Genomic DNA, 20,529 nt, shown 5'->3' on the forward strand with positions numbered 1-20,529 from the left:
GGAGCGCAAGGCGATGGTCGTGCGCGGCCACCCTGGTCTGAGCTTGAGCCGTCAATGCAAGGTTCTGTCGATCGGCCGCTCGTCGCTCTACTACGCGCCGAAGGGCGAGAGCCCTGAGAACCTGGCGCTGATGCGGCGGATTCCCGTCCGTTGGTCACAAGAAACGGCGTTCGGCACCCTCGAGCACTAGGCATGTGAGGCGGCCGGTGAGGTATGCGCCGGTGTCGATGTTGATGCGGTTGGGGAGCAGCTCTGGCTGCTCCTTCGGCGAATGGCCGTGCACGACGATCTTGCCGAAATCGGCCGTGCTGTCGAGAAACGCGTCGCGAATCCACAACAGGTCCTCATCCCTCTGGTCATCCAATGACCTGCCTGGGTGTACCCCCGCATGGGTGAAGAAATAATCGCCGAACGTGACCGATAACGGCAGACTCGACAGGAACGAGAAATGCGCCGCTGGCAAACTCGATACAAAGTCAAGCAGGAGCGCTTGCGGCGCATCCTCGCTGCGCAGGCTGCCAAGCTTTACACCGTAGGAATGCAGCGTCTCCAGGCCGCCATATTGCCGCCAGATCTTCAGGACTTCGGGGTCCTTCAGAAAGTCAAGCAAGATGGCCTCGTGGTTACCCTTGAGGCAAATCCGCTTCCAATCGGTAGCAGCGGGGCTCAGCAACCAATCAATGACGCCCTTGGCGTTCGGACCACGATCCACATAGTCGCCGAGAAAGACCTGAATGAACTGCTTGTCGCCGGCCGTTGCGGCGTCAGCAACGATCCTCTCATGCATGTCGGTCAACAGGTCGAGCCTGCCGTGAATGTCTCCGATGGCATAGATGCGAAGCCCTTCAGGCACGTGGGATCTGTCTCCATTCATCGCCTGATCTGAGCCCTCCTCGGTTAGCTGTTTCGTTGCCTCGGACGTTCAGGGGCCTGTCGGACCTGACATGGGGGCTTGTGTGACCCATTCCAAACCGATCTCAACAGCCGCCAGCCGGCTGAACCCATGATCGTTATTAGCGGCCGTTATGCTTAAGGAAGGGTCAGCAGAAAAAAAGAAATAATAATAATAATGAAGAAAAAAACAAAACGGGAGGGCGACCAATATTTGTAATTTAGTTACGCAATTCAACAGGAATTAAGGCCTGCGTTTTAGGTCTACGAGCCTGCGAAAGGGAGTGTCACCATGTCCCGCGTCAGGCTCGGACCTGCCATATTTGCGTTTCTGGCTACCGTATTGCTCACCGTCGCTACCTCGCCGAACGCCGGCCGCTTGCAGGGTACGGCAAGTGCCGCCGCAGGAAGATCGATGGCGGAAGGCGGCAGGACCATGGCCCCTTTGGGGCACATTGTCCTGTGCATGAAGCATCCCTCCCAATGCGGTTCCAGCGGCTCGAGAATGAGTTCCAAGCAAGCCAAGGCCTATCTGGAGCGCGCATCCAAGAGGCAACAAAAGGCGAGGCCGCCGCGTGCCACGTTGAATCGAAGCCCGCGGCAGGCGGCGCGCCACCCGCCGGTAAGGCTCACTTCAAAAAGATGGGCGGAGCTTACCAGCGTCAATCGCCGTGTGAATCGATCCCTCATCGCCCGGTCGGACGGGGCGAGCCATGCCGGTCTGGATGTCTGGTCGGTCTCCGGGCGCTATGGCGATTGCGAGGATTTTGCGATTCGCAAGCGCGATGCCTTAATCCGTCTCGGATGGTCCGCGCACGCCGTGCTGATGACCGTGGCGAAGACCAGCGCGGGCGAGCCGCACGCCGTTCTCATCGCGCGCACCGACAAGGGCGATTTCGTGCTCGACAATTTGCGCCCGCAGGTCACGGCTTGGCAAGACGTTCCCTATCGCTGGGTAAAGCGCCAGTCACAAGACGATCCGAGCAAATGGGTCCGGCTAACCGGCGGGTAGCGCCCGGCGCTTGTTTGCGACATGGTTCGCAGGGCGTCCCGGTTGCGCACGGCTGCTCCAGGATTGGGCGACGCCCAGCCCGAGCAATGCCGCAAAGGTGATGGCGACGCCGGGCATCTGAAGGCTGAAATCCACCAGCGAATGAAGCGCGACCAAGAGCGAAGCGGCAAATCCGATCAGAGGGAAATGAACCGCCCTGAGACGGCTTGAGGCTCCGCGCAGGCACAACCAGGCGCAAGAGCCGATGGCGACAAACAGAGCAAACGCTGCCGGCACGCCGAGCTCCAGCATGTTCTCAAGATAGCTATTGTGCGCCAGGTCCCACACACCCCAGGCCGAAATCGTCTCGTCGCGATAGATCGGAAATATATTCTCGAAGGTGCCATACCCGGTTCCAAGCCAGGGGGAATCGACGATCGCCTGGAAGGTGCGGGCATAGACATTCACGCGCTGTTCGGCGCTGGCTTCGATCCCGCTCAATCGCTCCACCAGCCCTTCGCCGGTCAGATTGAACAGAAAGATGAAGACGGCAAGGCATGCTGCAAGCGCGATCACAGTGCCGATTGCCCCGATGCGTCCATGCATCAAGGTGAGGATCAGCAGCATGGCAAGCGCCAGCATGGTCGCGGCAAAGCCGGCCCGTGAGCTGGTCAGGAAAAGCGCCGTTAAGGTCACCGCCAATGCCAACAGATAAAGCCCGGCCATGCCCGAAATTGAGCGAACAAGCCGGGCGACGCGGCGCTTGACCAGATCGTCCGGATGGCTTCGAAGTGCGTTTCGAAGCGACCAGAGGAACAGTCCGAGCAAGCCGATTGAGCCCATCCCCGCATAGGTCGCAAAACTGTTGCGATTGATGAAGGTGGCCGTCAGGACCGATTGATAGGCCCACTTGTCGTACCAGAGGATGGTCCGAGATCCGGCGGACCAGAGTACAAGCCCGTAGATCGCGTAAGCGGTAATGGCGAAGGCGAGGCTGTTCAAAATCAGATCTGCCTTCTGCCGTTCGCGACCTAGCTGCAAGGCCAGCCAGAACACGGCACCATACGTCATGAGGCGGAGCAGAGCCGTTCGGGTGACGTAAGGATTGACGGAAATCGCCCCTTCAACATCGTGACCCATGGCGTCCGCGGCCAAGGACCAGAGGGGATGATGCAGCGCGTCAGGGCTGATCGAGAGGGACTGGATCAGCGCCCACAGGCAAACCCCGACATACAGGAACGCCGGAAACCAAAGCCAGCGCAACGGCACCTTGGGCGGGTGACGGTGGCGCATATTCTCAATCGCAAAGCCCATCGACAACAGACCGGCGACAAGGGCATTAATCGTCCAAGCCATTGGATTGTTGCCGCCCAAAGGCAACGGTGCGAGCGCCACCAGGGCAATGAACAAGTAGAGGAGAACGACGCTGTGACGGCCGGGCGATCGATCACGATATTGCATGCTTGGCGCGACCCTCTCGACCCGAAACAAACGTATTTAACCCTGTTAAGTGGCAGATGCATAGGTCTCGAGAGGATCGCCGCTCTTCCCGGAACGATCTAAATCAAACGGACTGAACCACATCATATTGCCATTTCGGTGACAAGCATCCGGAAACACCATTTCGCGCGCGGTAGCTAACTCTTGTTTCCCGACTGATCAATGAGCCTGAGGAACCGGTCCCTTCCGCCCCTCTCGGCGATTGCTTCGAGTAGGGCTTCGGCTCCGGGCTTCTGGCTGCCGAGATAAATCCTTGCGAGGTCGGTCCGATAGGCGGGGAGCGACCAAAGGGTAGCGATCTCTCGGCGCACCATGTTCTGCGTGTTTGCGGACAGCAATGGCCACAGCCGCAGGGCGAGGCCAAGGCGTCTGCGCGCGACCCATCCCTCGCGCGGGCCTGCCAGATAGGAAAGCTGCAGAGATTGGAGCACTTGCCGGTTGGGGCCGCTCAATCGGGCGCCCGTCTCGGCAAGCAGGTACCAGAGATTGGCATTGCCCGATGAGAGATGAAGCGCAGAGCCAATCTCTTCTTCGGCCTGTTCGAGAAAGGAGAATGCGCCGTCAAGCCCCGTCCTTCCTCGTTCAGAGTCGTAAAGGGCAAGATCGATCGTGGCACGTTGATTGGCGATGATGGGGTTGGTCGGGGAAAATCGGCGCGCCCAGTCAAGGTCTTTGGCCGCCCGGTCCAGGTCCTGACGCGATGGTTTGCCGGATGCATTTGTCAGCACGTCGACGGTTTGAGCCGAACGCAAGAGAAAAACTTCCGCCGCCAGGCGCGGCAGTGCCATGGCGGCAAGCAAAAGACCGAAAACGAAAACCAAAGCCCAGGAAAGCAGTTGAGAGCGTTGATAAGGTCGGCTCGTCATGGGCATTGCAGCTGACTAAGGCGATCAGCCGTCGGTCCCGTAATAATATGGGTACTGTTGATGGAAATATTTCCCCATATAATGGCTGTAATTCGCCATTCTCTTCATGTTGACCTTGTTGAGCACGACGCCGGCCAGTTTCCGTTTGTCCAATCCCATGGACTTGATCGCCGCCTGGACTGCCTCGCGGGGCGTCTTGTCCCATTCGACGACGAGCACGATGCTGTCGACTGCTGTCGACAGGATGCGCGCGTCGACGACCGGGGAAATGGGCGAACTGTCCAGGATGACCAGATCATAGGCTTGGCCGGTGCGTCTGACCAAATCCTTCATGCGTTGGGATCCGAGGATTTCGGCGGAATCTTGCAGTCTTTGCGAAGTGGGTAGGACGTCGATCCTGGCCCCAAGATCGCGACGAATGACGTCTGTTTCCGTCGCCTGCCGGGCCAACAGTTCAACCAGCCCGCCATCCTCGCCCTTGCCCCGGGCAAGATGGGTGCTCAGCGACGGGTGCCGTAAATCCGCATCGATCAACAGCACGTTCAATCCGGTGCTGGCGGCATGATAGGCAAGGTTTGCGGCAATGGTGGTCTTGCCTTCATTCGGAAGCGCCGAGGTGACGAGTATGCTTCTTGGCGGGCTGTCGACATTGGAAATTTGTATGCCCACTTTCAAGGCGCGGATCGCCTCCGTGTAGGATGACAAGGGGCGCTCGACGACGTAGCGCTGGATACCTAATGGACCGCCGCTTTCATTGACCGTGTCGGATTTTGCCAACAGGGGCACCATGGTCAAATGCGGGATCCTGAGCACCTCTTCGATTTGTTCCCCGGTCTTGAAGCTGTTGTCGAGATACTCGAGCAGGAATGCAAGTCCCAAACCAAGCGCTGAAAAACCCGCAAGGGCGAGCGTCAAGGTGAGCTTCTTTTTCGGGTAGCTTGGCTTGCTCGGAGGTACAGCCGCGGTGATGATGCGCACATCGGTTGTTTTCAGCGTCTCTTGTTCGGACGTCTGTTTGAAACGGGTAAGGAAGGATTCATAGAGCGTCCTGTTTGCTTCCGCGTCACGTTCCAGTTCGTCGAGCTTGATGGCGGCCTGATTGGAGGCGTCATTTTGGCGCTTGATTTCGTTGAGGCTTTCTTGCAGCGACCTTTCGCGCGTAAGCGCCACCTCGTATTCATTTTTCAGATCTGCGACGATGCGGCCCACTTCGGTCGAAATCTGCCGGCTGATATCGTTATATTCGGCGCGCATATTGACGACCTTGGGATGCTTGCCGCCGTAACGTGTGGTCAGCTCCGCCAATTGCCGGCCGACTTCCGATTGCTGGGCCCGCAGATTGGAAATCACCTCCGATTGCAGCACGGCAGCAAGCTCAGCCTTGCTCTTTCCCGCCTTGATGAGCTTTTCCACATGTTCGTATCGTGCGAGCTTTCCTGCCGTGTCCGCCCGGGCGAGGATGAGCTGCTCGTTGAGGGAGGCCATCTGGCGTTCGTCGAGCGTCTGGCCGGCGGTGCTTTGCAGCCCGTGTTTGGCCTTGTAGAGGCCAACCAGCTTTTCCGATTGCTGAACCTCGGCCCTGATGCTGGCAAGGCGATCATTCAGCCATTGGGTCGCGCGCTTGGTGGCGTCGTATTTTGCCTCCAGCTGGTCGACCAAATAGGAATCGGCAATCTGGTTTGCGATTCGCGCCGCCTTGTCCGGCCGGCGGGAGGTGAAACTCACCTCCAGCACATAGGTGGCGCCGATGCGCGTGACATCGAGATGGCCGGAAAAGGATCCGACCACGCCGTTGAGGACCTCTTCCGGCACTTTCTGCTCCTTGGCAGACGCCTCAGCTTCGGCGTCCGAGAGGCCCAACCAGCTGGCGATGGTTGAGAACAAGGAGCGCGACGGGGTTGGTCTGCCGCCAAACTCCGGATCCCTGTCGAGATCCAGCTTGGCGATGACGCGCTTTGCCATGGAAGAGGATTTGATCAGCTCCACTTCGCTCTCGATGGCGGCCGTATCGGTGCTAAAGCCGGAGACCACGGCCTCCGCATCCAAGATATTTTGCTTGCGCGGCTCGATGAGTATGGTCGTCGACGCGGTGTAAAGCGGCGTTGCCGTGACAAGATAGAAAAGGGCTGCTCCGACGCCCACGCCGACGGTGCCGGCGATGACCTGCCAGCGGCGCCAGACCATGCGAATGAGCTCGCGCAGATCGACGATCGTGGTATCGATATCAATAAGCTCGCGGTTCATCCCTTGCGCCCTATCACGCAGCACACTCGAGGGCCCAATCGGCCTATTCGAAGCCGAACATCTGCAATCGTAAAGAACCGCCGATGCGATTCGATTCATAATCCAGACCGGCGACATTCGAATCTCGGCGCCGATGTTCGACAAACGCCGTTGCCGCCAAATATCGATTAATCAAGTATTCCAGGGCAAGGCCAGCGGTCAATGTCTGATCGCGCCGTCCCGTCCCCCCATATTCGCCGATTCCATGGCGGATCGAGGACGACAGGATAAGGTTGCGCAGGACCTCATAGTCGACCTTGCCATCCAAAACGGTCTCAAGCCGGCCCGACGCTCCGGCCACGGTGGTCTCCGAAACCCGCCGCTCGGCGCTGAGCGCCACGGTGGCCAAAGGCGTTGGATTCCACAATAAGGCACCGCGGAAGGCGGCGCCGTCAACATCGGCAAGACCGGGCGTATCATAGTCCTGATGCAGATAACCGGCCGACACTTCGCCCAAGACGAGGCGGGAGATCTCAAACTCGATGCCGCCGCGCAGCTCGATTCCGGTTGAGTCCTTATTGTTGCGAAAATCCCTCTTATTGCCTTCGACTTGAGCAAAGGCTCTGTAGCCTTGCGAGAATTCGTAGGCCGCCTTGACCAAGGCCGTAAAGACCTCTCCGTCGCGGAAATCCTGATCGATGGTTCCGCCACCGACGGCGGCAACATCGGAATAATCCAGGCTCTGTACCGCGCCACCGACTGACAGGCCGAGCCGGCTGAACTGCTTGTTGAGGGAAATCGACCCTTCAAAGCGTGAATAGGAAACAGGCTCTGCTGCCGCCCCCGGCGAGTCGGCAGAACCCCGCTCCTCATGCAGCCAGCCGGCCCGTGCCGATCCGGCGAGATTCAAGGAGTGGTCGATATCGATACGCCCGTTCGAGCCTGCCTCCACGTCGGTGCGGTTTTCGCCGCTATTGTCGAAATAGGTGAAATTGTCGACGGCAAAATCGAAATTGAGCGCATGTCGTGGCATGTCCGATCGGATCGCCAGGCGAGCCCGGGATCTTAGGATCGTGTCGGAGACCTCGCCGGTGTTCGTCGCATAGACATTGTCGTCAAACAGCAGGCTCTCGGTCAGTGAGGGGTAGATGAAGAAGCTGCCGACCCGGCCGCCAATGGGATCATATTCCGGCCGCGACCGATTGCCGACCGCATTTGCCTCCACATCGCTCTTGAAGGCGGACTGTTGGGCAGCCGCATATTGGATCGTCAGCAGCGCAACTGCGCCAACGATCCAAAACAAGCTGTTGGACAAATTGCGTGCCACCCCTGTTTCCCTTTGACTTTGGGAAAGTCTTGAAACGAACGATCGTTCGAGCTTCGATCAAACCCGTCGATCGAAATTCTTCTTCCCTTTTTCGTGTCAATCGATGATGGAACTCATCCTTCAAGCAATGCGGATCCTGAAACCCCCCATGCGTTAGTTCTCGCTGACCGCCGAACCGCCGCCGATCGAGCTGCCGCTCGACTGAACGAACAGGGCTGTGGGGTTCGCTCCTGTAATCTCGTCACCGATCGCAGCGGTGGCATCGCCGAGCCCTGAGACGAAGGCCGTCTGAACGGCCTCATTGCCGAGGCTCGCGACCAACACGGCGATGGCTTCGGCCGCCTGAGGATCGGTCTCGTTGAGGATGGCGGCCGCTTGCCCCAGGCCTGCGCCGATGGCCGCGATCTGATCCGGCGTGGCGCAACCGATCAGCGCAAGAATGTCGTCGACAAGACCCGGTTCGGCCACAACCAGCAATCGGACCTTCTCGGCAAGCGCAACGCCGCCATCGGCATATTCGAGCGCCAACAGTTCACAGGTAAGCGGCTGAGGCTCAACGACGTCTTGCGGTTTGATCAATTGAGCTTCAGGGGGTTCCGTCCCTTGCGCGATGGCAAGACCGAATCCCGCCCCCCAGATCGCCGCGCAAAGCCCGAGCGCAGCGCATAACCTGTTGAAAGCTGGTTTCATTTCCCCAAGCGTCCTTCTACCCGAGCGAAGGTTTTGGCTTTAATCCCTTGATTAGTTTTACAGCGCCTCACGCTATTTGTGCAGACACACCATTACACAATTGAATAGATTATATGTTTTTTTTCCAGCCGGCAAAGACAAATTGCAAGCCTTGGTCAACAGGCGTTCCGGCGTCCTTGCCGCCGAGGCCTGTTAGAAAAACCGCTCCGCCACCCGGATATTATCGCCCGGCAAGACCGGGACAGGCTGGCTCAAATCGTAGCGGCGTTCCTGGCTCTCGCCGGCATGGCGGATATAGACATAAGATGTGATCGCCCGATAAGTATAACCGCCGGCTGTGGCGACCGCATTTTCGACGGTCAAACCATTGCGGAAGGGGTATTCGCCAGCATCCTTCACTTCCCCATGAATATAATAGGGTCGATAATTCAATACCTCGACGCTGACCCGCGGATCCCTGAGATAGCCGTCTTTCAGTCTGTCGGTGATCCGGGTTTCAAGTTCCCGAAGGGTAAGCCCCTGCGCATTGATTTGTCCGACCAAGGGCAAGGAAAAAACGCCTGTGCCGTCGAGCTCGAATTCACCGGAAAGGTCCTCCTCGCCAAAGGTGATGATGCGGATCTTGTCGCCCGGCCCCAACTGATATTCGGACTGGGTGAAGGGGGCTGACTGGCGCGGCGGATCGATCGTCGGTGCCGGCCCCTGGCAGGCAAGAAGCAAGAACCCGGCCAGAATGATGCAATTTACCGACACGAGCATTCGAGGCCAGCGTGCGACCATTGTCGATCTTGAAATCATTACACGGAGTATCCGCTGTCGACCTGATTGTCACCAAAATGAAGTACGCGCATGCGAAGTCAAGGTCGCGCTTGATGCTAATCGCCTCGCATTGACGGTGCGTCCGTGGAAATCCAATGAAGTGGGACCACCTCACGAAGCCCACGGGCCAACGCGCTTCGGCCAGATAGGCGGCGCAACACGCATCGTCTGGAAAGCGGCGCTGGAAGTCGAACAGCGAGCGCGGAAAGTCGGTCATGGCAGCCTCCGGCAGGGTCAATGTTCCCCTTATGTTCTACATCAACCACCGCCCCGCGTCACCCCATATCTTGCGGCGCTGGAGCCATAGCGATAAGGCTTTTCCCTCGTTCGCGTCGGCACGCTCGACGATTCCGACCTTCTGCCGCCCGACATCCACATCTGCACGCGCTCCAAGCAGCCCTGGGTCGTGCTGCCGCCGGACGTCCCGGCGGTACCGGAATACTACCGGCGTAGCGACTATTGGCCCGAGGAAAGCCTGGCGCGGCGGCTTGCCGCGGTCGGCTGACGGCCGTTCAATGTCTCGCCGGCGGCGCGAGCCGGCTCGGCCCGGCGCGGCAACAGGCGATCCCCCTAAACTGACCTTCGTCAATGCGGTTTGCCGGCGATCGCGTTAGGGACATCGGTCTGCGGGGGGGCTTGAGGGTGGAGGGTGAGATGATGAGGTATTCGCACACTGCCTTGAGCGGCGCCCTTCTCGCGGTCGCGTTCGCTTCCCCGGCGATCGGCCAATCGAGCCAACCCGTGATCAAGCCGGGCGGATCCGTCGAAGCGACGCCGATCGAGATACCGGGCAAGGGTCGGACGTCGGCCACGCCAATCGAGATACCGGGCAAGGGTCGGACGTTGGCCACCCCGATCGAGATCCCGGGCAAGGGCGTTGTGGCCACTCTCCCGATGCCGCTTCCGAGCGCGAACATCGAGAGGCTGGACCCGAGAGCGTACCCGGATCGGTTTTCGGCGCTGCCGCTTCCCATTCCGGACCCGAGGGCGTCCGGAACGGTCGGCCGTTTCGCGTATCGGCAAATGGCGGACGGCCGGGTGATGGGGCAGACCGCGTACGGCTAAGCGATGTTCATGCCGATGGACGACTATCATCGCTTTCTCGGTTCGCACTGAGGCCCGGTCGCCGCGGCGATCGCGGCGCGGGGCCGATAAGAGCAAGCAACGGGCAGGGTGGGCATCGGCCCAAACGCCGATGCCCGCCGTAAGCGCGCGGGCATCCCTGGCCCGGCCCGGCGGGGAGCAGGGCGCGGCTGTGGCAGAACGGATACAGGTTGCGGGAATTTTGCCCCGATCTGTCAGCAAACCTCTTAATTCCGTTGATTGGAATGCCGATTCGCATTCTACTGCATCCTTGGATTCATCTCGTCATTAGTTGCGAAAATGTGGCGACCGACAAAGCAACTGCGCGCCCGCCGACTGAAGCGGGTTTGCTGAGAAACGCGGTGTCCGATGCGGCGGTGTCCCTCGGTCGGCCATCATAAACACGGTTAGGCAAGTACAAGGATCAAGCCGATCTTGCGTACTGCTCTAAGCCAATCACCGGACAGGATTGAAAGAGGATGATCAGAGCAATCGAAAAGAATTGAACAATATCAAAGGTCTAGCCATGCGTCTCGCAGTTCTCATCAAGCCGGATGCGGCCCGAAGCAATCGGATCCCTGCAGATGGCGTACAACGTGGAGGGCCGAGTCGGCACGGTGCTCCAGAATTGGGGGATGGTCATGCCGGGGCGAGTTGGTCATTGCGAAGCAGATGGGCTCGCAAGGTCCGGCTCAGCCTCATCGCGTTTCAAATTTCCGGCTTACTTGCAGTATCTTTGGTGCCTCACCTCGCACCTCCCCCGGAAATCGGCGACAATAAGCTTATCCATGCGGCCGTCTTTGCACTGGCGATGGTGCTGACGGTCCTGCTTGTCGAACGTCCTCTGCTTTCTGCCGCCTTCATTCTTTCTGTCTCCTGTAGCGTCGAATTGTTTCAACTCTTCGTTCCCGGACGCACAGGCTCCTTGAGCCATCTTGCCGCAAACGGGACTGGTGTCGCAGCGGCCCTGGCGCTGATGTTGGTCGCCATCAGGCCGGATCAAAGGGTTTCGTTTTTCGATTGTCGTCGCTGCGTCGAAGCGTTGCTCGAGGCAGGAAGGATTTTCCGTCTGATCATTTTCGGGCGATCGAATACGCTGAAACCGGTCGGTCCTGAAGCAACCGCCTTAAGCTTCGTTGAGCCGGGAACAGGAAGAAAAGCAGCTGACATTGCCACGAACGGCAATGGCGGGACGGCAACGAACGGTTCATCCTTCAAAGAGAGTGAGGCGAGCGTCTCAGCCCCTGGAGACGGAGTACAGTCGGCGATGTTGGGACGCAGGATCCTTCATGTCATCACCAGGTTCATCGATGGCGGGGCGGACGAGAACACGGCCTTGACCTGCAACCACCAGGCGCTTTCCGGCAACGAGGTCTGGCTGATCCACGGGCGGGATTTCAGCGAGCGGATGCTCGAAATGCTCGAGCCTGAGGTCGAACGGATCTGCCTTCCCACTCTCATCCGCAATATCTCGCCTTTGCGCGATGCGGCGGCCCTGATGGCGCTTGTGCGCCTGTTCAGGGAGATTAGGCCTTACGTGGTGCACACCCACACCAGCAAGGCGGGCATCCTGGGCCGGCTTGCAAGCTTGGCGGTGCCGGAGGCCCATGTGGTGCACGGGGTTCACATCCTTGCCTTTCTTGCAGCTTCACCGATGGTGCGGCTCGTCTATACGGTGCTTGAGAGGCTTGCCGCCCGCTACACGTCTGCCTTCATCAGCGTCAGCCCGATGATGCGCGACCTTTGCCTTGAGCACGGGATCGGCGCCAGAGATAAGCATTTCGTGGTGTTAAGCGGCATGGACCTTGACTGCTTCAGCCAGGCTGAGCCGGCGCCCGACCTTGTCGAATTGCGCCGGCGGATCGGCGAAGGGGCGGTCATCGCAGGCCACATGGCGGCGTTTGAAAAGCGCAAGCGCCATCGTAAGCTGATCAAGGCCGTGGCGCCGGTGCTGATGGAAAACACCCATATCCATCTTGCGCTCGCCGGTGACGGACCGGAGCTTCTGGCGCTGAAGGATCTGGTCGTAGAACTGGGCCTTGAGCGTCAGGTTCATTTCTTGGGATTCCGCAAGGATCCTGAACAGTTCCTCGCCGCCTGCGACATCTGCTTATTCGCCTCATCTCGCGAGGGATTGCCGCGCACGGTCGTGCAATATGCGGCGGCCGGCAAGCCGATCCTTGCAACGGATCTTCCCGGCATCGACATGGTGGTGCGGGAAGGCGGCAATGGCCACATCGTCGCTGCGGATGATTTTGCCGCCTTCAGAATGCGGTTTGAGGAACTCGCCTTGAACGCAAGCAAACGGGGGCGCCTTGCCCGCTACAATGACAGGATCGATCTATCGGAGTGGCAGGCGGTCGAAATGGTGCGCCGGATTGAAAAAATCTATGGCTGAAAGGAGTTGAAATTCTCATGACTGCGGCCGTAAGCGGCATGCGTGTCAACGAGGCAAAGCGTATCGAGACGGTCTTAAGCCTTCTCACGGCTGAGGCGATCGACCCCTGCCTTTATGTCGGCTCATCTGCGGTCAATCAGCCTGCCGCAGATGAGCCGTTTGTCGATCAGCGCCTGTTTGCGCCCCTGCGCGCGCGCGGGGTGCGTGTCGTTTATGTCGAAACGAGAAAGGCGGATGGTGTCGACCTTGTAGGAGACATGCTTGATGAAAGCTTCCAGACCGAACTCAAGAAACTGCGCCCAAGGCTTATCTTAAGTCCGCATCTGCCCGAGCGCTTGAGCGATCTCGCCGAGTTTGCCAAGGCGTGTGCCAGGATCATCGAGCCTGAGGGCTTTCTCCTGATCGTCCGGCCTTCTTTCCACAGGAACCCACCGGATCCCGCACCAACGCTCTATCGGCCGGGGATCGAGCTCATGCGGCGCATCTTTCCCGACTTTCAAGTGCTGGCCCAGAACATCGTTTCAGACCGGACTGGGTTCAGCGAGTTTGTAAACGGTTACGCCGCCGGCGAGTTCGCTCGGGCCCTTGCCGGCGATATCGTCAAACTCCCCTATCTGCTCATTTCCGACCCTGCGCGTTTCAAGACGCGTTATGAGAAATATGCGCGGCTTTTCGGGCCCCGCACCTCGGCGGTGGTCCTGCTGCGCCGGTTAGCGGAGGATAATGATGAGGGGACGCAGCATTGACGCCGAGCAAGGCGATTCTCGTCAATTCGTTTGGGCGCGGCGGCTCGAACTTGCTCATAATCTTGGCGGAAACCGGATGCGCAACGTGAAGGTTGTTCGTATTTCATACGACAATTCATGGCGGCACCGTCTGACACTGTTTGAGAAGGTCTGGATTCCTATCGTGACTAGTCCCTCGGCCGTCTGTTTTGAACTCGGTCGGCTGCTCCACAGGCTCACTCGTCGGCATAGGTCGCGATTTCAGTTGCCGCAGACAAGTGTGTCTGCCAGTGAGTGAATCTTCGGTATACGACGGTCAGAGCGGACAGCACCCGGCCAACGGTATTCAGAATAGTAGCCGGAAGCTGAAGCTTCTCTATATCCATGACGCTCCCGTGCCGAGCCTTGCCGCCAATGGAGTGCAGGTCGCGAAGATGTGCCAGGCGTTTCAGGCGGCGGGAGCGGACACGACGCTCATCGTGCCGCGCGACGGGAATGCAGGCGCGGATCGCTACGACCTGATCGCCGAAGCCTACGGGCTCAAGCGTCACCTGCGCTTCGCCGCCAAGGCGCTGCCGGTGATGAGGGTGCCTGGTCGCACACTCTGGTACGGCGCGTCAGCGGTGTTGAGCGCTGGCCTGGGCCCGCACGGGATGGTCTATACGCGCTCGATTTCAGTGGGCGCGGCGGCGGCCGCACTTGGCAGGCCGTTCGTTCTGGAGTTGCACATGCCTGTTTCGGCCTATCGGCCTGTTGTGGCCCGGCGGTTGCGGCGGCTGGCGCGGGGGCGGGCGCTCCGCCTGCTCGTTGTGATCAGCGACCGTCTGCGGCGGGACTATGAGCGCAACATGCCGGAAGTCGCGAGCCGGATTCTCGTCGCCCATGACGGGGCCGACGCGGTGAGAGGAGACGTGGCGACCCTGCCGCTCCGTGGAGATTTCAAAGTCGGATATGTCGGCCAGCTCTATCCCGGCAAGGGCATGGAGATTCTCGCCGCGCTGGCGCCGCGCTGCCCTTGGGCAACCTTTCACATCGTCGGCGGCAACCCGCCGGATGTGGAGCACTGGACGGCCACCTTGAGGAGCGCGAGCAATGTGGCGTTTCATGGCCATGTGCCCCACGCCGCGACCCCCTCCTACCTGGCCGCAATGGATGTCGTGCTGGCCCCTTATCTTCGGGTCGTCAAAGGGGTTGGGGGCGGTGAGCAGAACCTTGCCGAGTGGATGTCGCCGCTTAAGATCTTCGAGTATATGGCGCATGGAAAAGCGATTGTCGCCTCGGACTTAGCAGTGCTTGGAGAGGTTCTGAGAGACGAGGAGAATGCTGTATTGTGCGCGCCGGAGGCACCTGCCGATTGGGCGGCGGCGCTCGACCGGCTGCGGCGGGATGCTGACTTGCTAAACCGGCTCGGCGAGACAGCGCGTTGGGAGTTTGAGGCGAGGTACACTTGGGACAGGCGTGCCAAGCTAATTCTAGATGCCATCCAAGAACACACTCACGTGGCTGCGCACCAACGAGGCGAGGCAAATGATTCCGAACGATGCGACTCCGATAATGGAGAATGATAGCACATGTGTGAAGCCGTTTCCCCCCCGACACGCCGTCCTCTGGCCCAGCGAATCCGCAGAAGGCTCTACCGCTTCTCATTTACCAAGCGAAAGGTGACCACGAAGAATTTGGTCAGGCTTTGCCGGGAATATGCGACCGAGGAACCGACGCTTGTTATTCATTCGGAAGACGTTGATTACAAACCCTTCTTCCCCAATGGCTTTGCGGTTACGAAGCGCAAGGACGTGCCCGCCGACATGCATGTTGACCTCTACTATCTCGATTTGAGCAAAATCGAGGCCGAAAGCTACAATGTGGTTCTCTGCACTGGGCTTCTTGAGCACATCCCCGACCCCGAGCGCTTGATCGCAGACATGCATCGTATCCTTAAGCCGGGCGGGCGGCTTATCATCTCGGCCAGCGCAGTATTCTCGTTCCATGAATGCCCTGATAATTTCTTTCATTTTACGCCCTATGGGTTCAAATTGCTGTTCAGAGACTGGTCGCATTTCCAAATGCTGCGCGGGGCGAGCCAGCCATTCGAGACCATCGGTATCCTGATCCAGCGCATTCACCTGCAATGCGACATCTTTCCCCTGGCCCGCCCCTTCATCGAACTGCTCTTTCACGCCATTCGCTTTCTCGATTTCTTTGTCGTGCGCCAATACGACACGCGGCAATACCAGGACGAACGCAGCCTGACAGATTCTATGCTGCCGTCAAATATTCAAGCGGTGGTAGTCAAATGAGCTGGGGAACAAATACAACTTTCCTGCAGTTTCTTGAGGCAGTAGGATCGATACAATGAGAATAAAGAGATTTTTCCAATCTTCCGCGGGTCAAAAATATGAACGGTCGAGCCAAATCGTAACCTTCAACAATGCGGCCATAATCTGCCGCCGTGATAACAAAATTGAACACGAGCTGATTTGCAACAGCAAAAATTATGATGCGCAGAATTTTGCGGTCATGAAAGCGATCGTGCGTCCTGGGAGCAATTGCTTTGACATCGGGGCAAACATCGGCGTCTATTCCATGGTGATGTCACGAATAGCAGGGTTTGAAGGAGCAATCCATGCTTTCGAACCTGTAAACCACATCCGCAAGCGATTATTACAAAACAAGAGCCTCAATGGCGCTCGGAACATCATTGTCAACAACTTCGCGCTTGGCGATCTCCGTGGCGAAATGGAAATGTTTCAAGTCAAGAAGGGGGAGTTTCGAGGCGGCACCAGCACGTTTGTGCGTAACAACAATGTGGAGTCTATGGGTGCTGCCGCTTTCGAGAGAGCACCTGTTCGCGTCGACACCTTAGACAACTACGCCCGCGCGACGAACCTCCCTTCCGTTGATTTCCTTAAGATCGATGTGGAGGGTTTCGAAATAAACGTATTTCGTGGTGCTCAGGAAGTCATTTCAAAACACCATCCCGCCATCCTGTTCGAGCACGACCAGAAGCGTTTATCGGCACTCGGCGTCAAGGATGAGGACTTCAAGCAAATATTGTTTGGAGTAGGTTATTCCCTATACGAACCACTCTTAAGATCGGGCATGTTTCGCCTCCTTCCTTTTGTGTTTGATCGCAGGATGGTGGGAAACAATCTTCTTGCCCTTCACTCAGAAGATTAAGCCGAGAGCAACACCGAAAGCACGGATGAATGCAGTTCGTAGAGAAATATCGCTCCCTGATCATCAAAGGTGGTTGGGTCTTGTGCCTGACTGCCTTGCGTCAGGCGCTCTCGCTCGTGTTGATTATGGTTCTCGTCCGAGTTCTCTCAAAGGGCGAGTTCGGCCAGTATCAGTTCGTAGTGGCTGTGATCGGCGCCAGCGGCATATTCACTCTGCCTGGCATGCGGAATGCCGTTACCCAATCCGTAGGGCGGGGCTTTGACGGCACATATCGTAAGAGCATACGGGTCGTTCTGCTGTCAAGCCTTCTTGGGAGCGCCGGGCTAGCTAGCCTTGGCGTGCAGCAATGGCTCTCCGGTCGGGAGCTTCTTCCGCCCGCCTTTTTGATCGCTGCCGCGCTTTTTCCGTTTGCACAGGGTTTGACGCATTGGACATCTTATCAGGCCGGGAAGGAACAATTCCGCCTTAATGCGATCTATCAAGGCATGGGCTTTTCTGCCTCTTATCTTGGGGCCAGTGCTGCGGTGCTTTTGATCGATCCGAATTTTATTCTTGTCGTTCTGATTACGAACGCGGTTCTGGCCATGCAGAATGGCTGGCTATCCATGTCCATTCTCCGCAGGCTGCCCCTCGAATCGCCTGTTGAGAAAGGAGCTATTCCCTATGGCGTGAAGACATCATTTTCCTTGGCAGTTAATACTATCGGCAATCATTTTGACAAACTGCTCTTGTTTTATCTCCTTTCGCCAGAAGCGCTCGCTGTTTACGCCATAGCGGAGCGCATTCCAGAATTGATCAAAAATTACCTTCAGTCCGCCCGGACGGTGTTGGTACCGAGGTTTTCACGCAAATCCGGGTTTACCTCCGATATGAACCGGAAGATCAATCGGCTAAGCTTGGGCGCCTCGTTTGGCATCGTTCTGCTTGCCATCGGGGTTGTTCCTTGGCTCATTCCGCTTGCTTTCACGGCGGAATACGGCAATGCTGTTCTATACTGCCAGCTTTTCTTGGGAACGCTAGTCATTGGCCAGGCGGCGACCATGAAATACACCTACATCATTTCCCGTTTGGATGCGCGCAGCGTTCGGGATGTCACCATTGGCACGAATATTATCCGAATTTTGGCGTCCGCAATACTCGTACCCATTTTTGGAATAATGGGGGCGATTGCGGCGACATTCCTTTATCGGTTGGCGACGGTTGTCATGGTTCACATTTCTCTGCGCAAGTTCCATGCTCTAGTCGATAGTTGTTCAAAGGAAGTGGAAGGTGTGGGCGCGCAATGATTGCTTCGAGCGCGGACATCGCCGCCGATACGCTTTCCACTTATGTCTGCGTCATCGGCTCCGGTCCGGCGGGCACCATCGTCGCTACGGATTTGGTGGAGGCCGGGCACGCCGTTCTCGTGCTGGAGGCTGGTCCCGCGGAAGCTGGCCAGTCTGCAGCCAAGTCCATTGGATCGCTGGACACATCCGACACAGCCGATTTGCCGTTTGGTGGCGTCCGGCAATTGGGAGGTTCGACCAATCTTTGGGCGGGGCGCATGGCGCCACTTGAGCCGATCGATTTCGCAAAGAAATCTTGGGTTCCAGGCTCAGGCTGGCCCATCTCTCAAGATGAGCTAGCCGCTCACTACGAACAGGCATTCTCGCTCCTCGGCGTTACCGGCGAGCGGCCGGCTATCGAAGCGCCGGAACATCCCGCTGGCGTCGGCGCGGCCCTTGCCGACGGGCAACTCGACACCAAGAGTTTTTTTTGGGCGCCAAATCCATTCAAGGCGAGCGAGCATCTGCACGGTGCTGTAACGCGGTCGCGGAAGCTTCGCATTGTGCTCGACGCGCCGGTGGCCGAGCTGCGCGAGGCCGAGGACTGCCGGAAGATAAAATACGCTGTCGTAGTGCGGCCAGATGGCAGCACGCTGAAGATAGGTGCGGAGTATTTTGTTCTGGCTGCAGGTGGCATTGAAACGCCGCGTATTCTGCTCAGTTCGAACTACATGCGGTCCGGCGGCATCGGAAACGATTTCGATGTTGTCGGGCGCTACTTTTCCACCCATCCAAAGGCGGACTTGGCCTCTCTGGCTTTGACAAGACCTGTGAAGCTCGATCACCCGCTCTTCACGGATCGGAAGTTCGGCGAGCTCTCCGTGCGTGCTGGCTTGGGGTTCAACGCCTTGACACAGAAGGAGCGAGCACTGCTCAACCATTATATCCAGCTTTCGCCGCTGTTTGAGTACCGAGCGGCCCGTCTTTTCGAGAAAATTAAAGGCTCGGCTGCCGTCAATTCGCCTCTAGTCGATCGGAACGCTCTCCTTCGTGGCGTGCTGCCGCGGCTGGGTCTGGTGGCCTTCGAGACTGTCAGCCGTCTTTCCGGGCTTCAGCCCCGTGCAGCAACCTTTGTTTTGCGCGGCTTCCTCGACCAATATCCAAATCCTAATAACCGTGTGACGCTGTCGAAGGTAAGGGACAGCCGGGGCATTTCGAAGGCTGACATTTCCTGGCGCTTCACGGAGGACGACCGGTCCTCCGTGCTGCAGTTCCTCAAGGCGCTGGACGTGGTCGCGCGCAGACACAACATAGGCTGGGTCAGCTATCGCAACCTCGCTAGCACGAACGAGTGGCCGATCACTGGCATTCATTCGCATTTCATGGGCACGACGCGAATGGGGAGTGGTCCAAAACACAGCGTTGTCGACGCAAATTGTCGTGTCCACGGGAGCGACAATCTTTTCATTGCTGGTCCATCGGTTTTCACGACCTATGGCTATGCCAATCCGGTTCTGACGATCGTCGCCCTATCGCTCAGGCTGGCAGAGCATTTGAGGTCTAAGCTGTGAGGCTGAGAGCGTAGGAACTCACGTTGATTGCGGCTGATCTGCGACCAACTCTCGATAAACCTCGATATGCCGCTCCGCCACCTCGTCGATACTGAATTTTTTCCGCACCGTCTCGCGCGCCGCCGAGCAACACGGATATCGCGAGGGAAAGGGTGGTCGCGGTTGCAACATGCTCAGGCCCGATCTCACGGCGCTGGATCAGCGTGGGGCCGAGGCCGAGCCCCGAAAGCATTGTTCCGAACGCGACCACGACGAACGCCCCTGCGATGACGCCGTAATCGTGCGGCGTCAGGATTCGCGCCAGAATCGACACCGAGACGATGTTGAGCACGACTTGCGCCGTCAGTGCCGAGCCCGACCAGGCAAGGCCCCGCACGGTCAATTGAGTAATACCAGCGGCAGATGAATCTGACTCGCGAGGGATTTCGTTTCGGGGGCTGGTGTGATTCAAGGCTGGCGGAGGTGATTCGCCATGCCATCGATCCAGCTTCGAGACGATTATGACGCGGCCAAGCTTCGTGCGCTGGCCAGGCGCAGTCAGGATGTCCGCCAGACCCGTCGGCTGTTGGCGCTGGCCGCCGTCTATGACGGGATGAGCCGCGCCGAGGCGGCCAGGATTGGCGGCATGGACCGCCAGACGCTGCGCGACTGGGCGCATCGCTTCAATGCCGAAGGGCTGGATGGCCTGAAGAACCGCGCCGGCGCCGGCCGTCGTCGGCGGTTGACCGAGGCTCAGATGCAGGCGCTGGCCGAGATCGTCGAGACGGGCCCCGACCCCAAGGTCGATGGTGTCGTGCGCTGGCGGCGGATCGATCTGAAGCGGGTAATCGAAGAGCGCTTCGGCGTCGTCTACAGCGAGCGCGCCATCTCCGATCTGCTGGCGCAGCTCGCCTTCTCCTACATCAGCGGCCGGCCGCGGCATCCGCGCCAGGATGAGCGCGTGCTTGAGGCTTTTAAAAATGTATGGCCCGCCCCCGATCTGCAAGCAGTTTCGCTTTGATGG

At 58.5% G+C, this 20,529-nt stretch carries 17 protein-coding genes and 3 pseudogenes; 11 read left to right on the forward strand and 9 right to left on the reverse strand.

Features of this window, described 5'->3' with window-relative positions; all coding sequences use genetic code 11:
* Positions 1 to 139 (forward strand): annotated as a pseudogene (locus tag Q8P46_10820) (IS3 family transposase).
* 15 nt (positions 140 to 154) lie between these two features.
* Here the strand turns inward: Q8P46_10820 and Q8P46_10825 are convergent.
* Entirely contained in the window at positions 155 to 874 is a 720-nt protein-coding gene (locus Q8P46_10825; GenBank protein ID MDP2620648.1) for a metallophosphoesterase family protein, read from the reverse strand.
* Between the two features lie 522 nt (positions 875 to 1,396).
* Between Q8P46_10825 and Q8P46_10830 the strand changes: the two genes are divergently transcribed.
* Positions 1,397 to 1,903 (forward strand): transglutaminase-like cysteine peptidase, encoded by a 507-nt coding sequence (locus Q8P46_10830; GenBank protein ID MDP2620649.1) that lies wholly within the window; start codon positions 1,397 to 1,399, stop codon positions 1,901 to 1,903.
* On the opposite strand, the gene Q8P46_10835 is transcribed toward Q8P46_10830, so the two are convergent.
* The 7 genes and pseudogenes from Q8P46_10835 to Q8P46_10865 form a co-directional block, all read right to left on the reverse strand.
* A complete protein-coding gene (locus tag Q8P46_10835; protein ID MDP2620650.1) occupies positions 1,889 to 3,343 on the reverse strand; it encodes an O-antigen ligase family protein in 1,455 nt (484 codons plus the stop codon). The genes Q8P46_10830 and Q8P46_10835 overlap by 15 nt on opposite strands.
* Positions 3,344 to 3,519: 176 nt before the next feature.
* Positions 3,520 to 4,254: a hypothetical protein gene (locus Q8P46_10840; GenBank protein MDP2620651.1), complete on the reverse strand. Its 735-nt coding sequence runs from the start codon at positions 4,252 to 4,254 to the stop codon at positions 3,520 to 3,522.
* An 18-nt stretch (positions 4,255 to 4,272) separates the two neighbouring features.
* A complete protein-coding gene (locus Q8P46_10845; GenBank protein ID MDP2620652.1) occupies positions 4,273 to 6,492 on the reverse strand; it encodes a polysaccharide biosynthesis tyrosine autokinase in 2,220 nt (739 codons plus the stop codon).
* A gap of 43 nt (positions 6,493 to 6,535) precedes the next feature.
* The gene (locus Q8P46_10850) at positions 6,536 to 7,798 is read right to left on the reverse strand and encodes an outer membrane beta-barrel protein (protein ID MDP2620653.1); all 1,263 of its coding nucleotides are present in this window, start codon (positions 7,796 to 7,798) and stop codon (positions 6,536 to 6,538) included.
* Positions 7,799 to 7,951: 153 nt separating this feature from the next.
* A complete protein-coding gene (locus Q8P46_10855; protein ID MDP2620654.1) occupies positions 7,952 to 8,377 on the reverse strand; it encodes a hypothetical protein in 426 nt (141 codons plus the stop codon).
* Between the two features lie 303 nt (positions 8,378 to 8,680).
* Entirely contained in the window at positions 8,681 to 9,268 is a 588-nt protein-coding gene (locus Q8P46_10860; protein ID MDP2620655.1) for a polysaccharide biosynthesis/export family protein, read from the reverse strand.
* Between the two features lie 151 nt (positions 9,269 to 9,419).
* Positions 9,420 to 9,524 (reverse strand): annotated as a pseudogene (locus Q8P46_10865) (IS1595 family transposase).
* Between the two features lie 437 nt (positions 9,525 to 9,961).
* Between Q8P46_10865 and Q8P46_10870 the strand changes: the two are divergent.
* From Q8P46_10870 to Q8P46_10905, 8 genes are all read left to right on the forward strand, one after another.
* On the forward strand, positions 9,962 to 10,372 hold the full coding sequence (locus Q8P46_10870; GenBank protein ID MDP2620656.1) for a hypothetical protein: 411 nt from the start codon (positions 9,962 to 9,964) through the stop codon (positions 10,370 to 10,372).
* A 487-nt stretch (positions 10,373 to 10,859) separates the two neighbouring features.
* A complete protein-coding gene (locus Q8P46_10875) occupies positions 10,860 to 12,788 on the forward strand; it encodes a glycosyltransferase (protein MDP2620657.1) in 1,929 nt (642 codons plus the stop codon).
* Positions 12,789 to 12,805: 17 nt separating this feature from the next.
* Complete coding sequence (locus Q8P46_10880; protein MDP2620658.1) at positions 12,806 to 13,534, forward strand: hypothetical protein; 729 nt, start codon at positions 12,806 to 12,808, stop codon at positions 13,532 to 13,534.
* A gap of 269 nt (positions 13,535 to 13,803) precedes the next feature.
* Positions 13,804 to 15,078: a glycosyltransferase family 4 protein gene (locus Q8P46_10885; GenBank protein ID MDP2620659.1), complete on the forward strand. Its 1,275-nt coding sequence runs from the start codon at positions 13,804 to 13,806 to the stop codon at positions 15,076 to 15,078.
* A 96-nt stretch (positions 15,079 to 15,174) separates the two neighbouring features.
* Positions 15,175 to 15,810, forward strand: coding sequence for a methyltransferase domain-containing protein (locus tag Q8P46_10890; GenBank protein MDP2620660.1), 636 nt, complete (start codon positions 15,175 to 15,177; stop codon positions 15,808 to 15,810).
* 55 nt (positions 15,811 to 15,865) lie between these two features.
* Positions 15,866 to 16,690, forward strand: a complete 825-nt coding sequence (locus Q8P46_10895) for an FkbM family methyltransferase (GenBank protein MDP2620661.1) — start codon at positions 15,866 to 15,868, stop codon at positions 16,688 to 16,690.
* 29 nt (positions 16,691 to 16,719) lie between these two features.
* Complete coding sequence (locus Q8P46_10900) at positions 16,720 to 17,976, forward strand: oligosaccharide flippase family protein (GenBank protein MDP2620662.1); 1,257 nt, start codon at positions 16,720 to 16,722, stop codon at positions 17,974 to 17,976.
* Positions 17,973 to 19,526, forward strand: a complete 1,554-nt coding sequence (locus tag Q8P46_10905) for a GMC family oxidoreductase (protein ID MDP2620663.1) — start codon at positions 17,973 to 17,975, stop codon at positions 19,524 to 19,526. The genes Q8P46_10900 and Q8P46_10905 overlap by 4 nt, the downstream gene beginning before the upstream one ends.
* Here the strand turns inward: Q8P46_10905 and Q8P46_10910 are convergent.
* Positions 19,516 to 19,902, reverse strand: a complete 387-nt coding sequence (locus tag Q8P46_10910; protein ID MDP2620664.1) for an oligosaccharide flippase family protein — start codon at positions 19,900 to 19,902, stop codon at positions 19,516 to 19,518. The genes Q8P46_10905 and Q8P46_10910 overlap by 11 nt on opposite strands.
* A 96-nt stretch (positions 19,903 to 19,998) precedes the next feature.
* On the opposite strand from Q8P46_10910, the pseudogene Q8P46_10915 reads away from it, so the two are divergent.
* Positions 19,999 to 20,496: pseudogene (locus tag Q8P46_10915) on the forward strand (IS630 family transposase).
* The last annotated feature ends 33 nt before the right edge of the window (positions 20,497 to 20,529 follow it).

The organism is Hyphomicrobiales bacterium, assembly GCA_030688605.1.
GTDB lineage: Bacteria > Pseudomonadota > Alphaproteobacteria > Rhizobiales > NORP267 > JAUYJB01.

Excerpts from the sequence above, each read along its gene's own strand:
- Q8P46_10825 (MDP2620648.1), bottom strand. The coding sequence starts at position 874 with ATGAATGGAGACAGATCCCACGTGCCTGAAGGGCTTCGCATCTATGCC.
- Q8P46_10830 (MDP2620649.1), top strand. The coding sequence starts at position 1,397 with ATGAGTTCCAAGCAAGCCAAGGCCTATCTGGAGCGCGCATCCAAGAGG.
- Q8P46_10835 (MDP2620650.1), bottom strand. The coding sequence starts at position 3,343 with ATGCAATATCGTGATCGATCGCCCGGCCGTCACAGCGTCGTTCTCCTC.
- Q8P46_10840 (MDP2620651.1), bottom strand. The coding sequence starts at position 4,254 with ATGCCCATGACGAGCCGACCTTATCAACGCTCTCAACTGCTTTCCTGG.
- Q8P46_10845 (MDP2620652.1), bottom strand. The coding sequence starts at position 6,492 with ATGAACCGCGAGCTTATTGATATCGATACCACGATCGTCGATCTGCGC.
- Q8P46_10860 (MDP2620655.1), bottom strand. The coding sequence starts at position 9,268 with ATGGTCGCACGCTGGCCTCGAATGCTCGTGTCGGTAAATTGCATCATT.
- Q8P46_10870 (MDP2620656.1), top strand. The coding sequence starts at position 9,962 with ATGATGAGGTATTCGCACACTGCCTTGAGCGGCGCCCTTCTCGCGGTC.
- Q8P46_10880 (MDP2620658.1), top strand. The coding sequence starts at position 12,806 with ATGACTGCGGCCGTAAGCGGCATGCGTGTCAACGAGGCAAAGCGTATC.
- Q8P46_10895 (MDP2620661.1), top strand. The coding sequence starts at position 15,866 with ATGAGAATAAAGAGATTTTTCCAATCTTCCGCGGGTCAAAAATATGAA.
- Q8P46_10900 (MDP2620662.1), top strand. The coding sequence starts at position 16,720 with ATGCAGTTCGTAGAGAAATATCGCTCCCTGATCATCAAAGGTGGTTGG.
- Q8P46_10905 (MDP2620663.1), top strand. The coding sequence starts at position 17,973 with ATGATTGCTTCGAGCGCGGACATCGCCGCCGATACGCTTTCCACTTAT.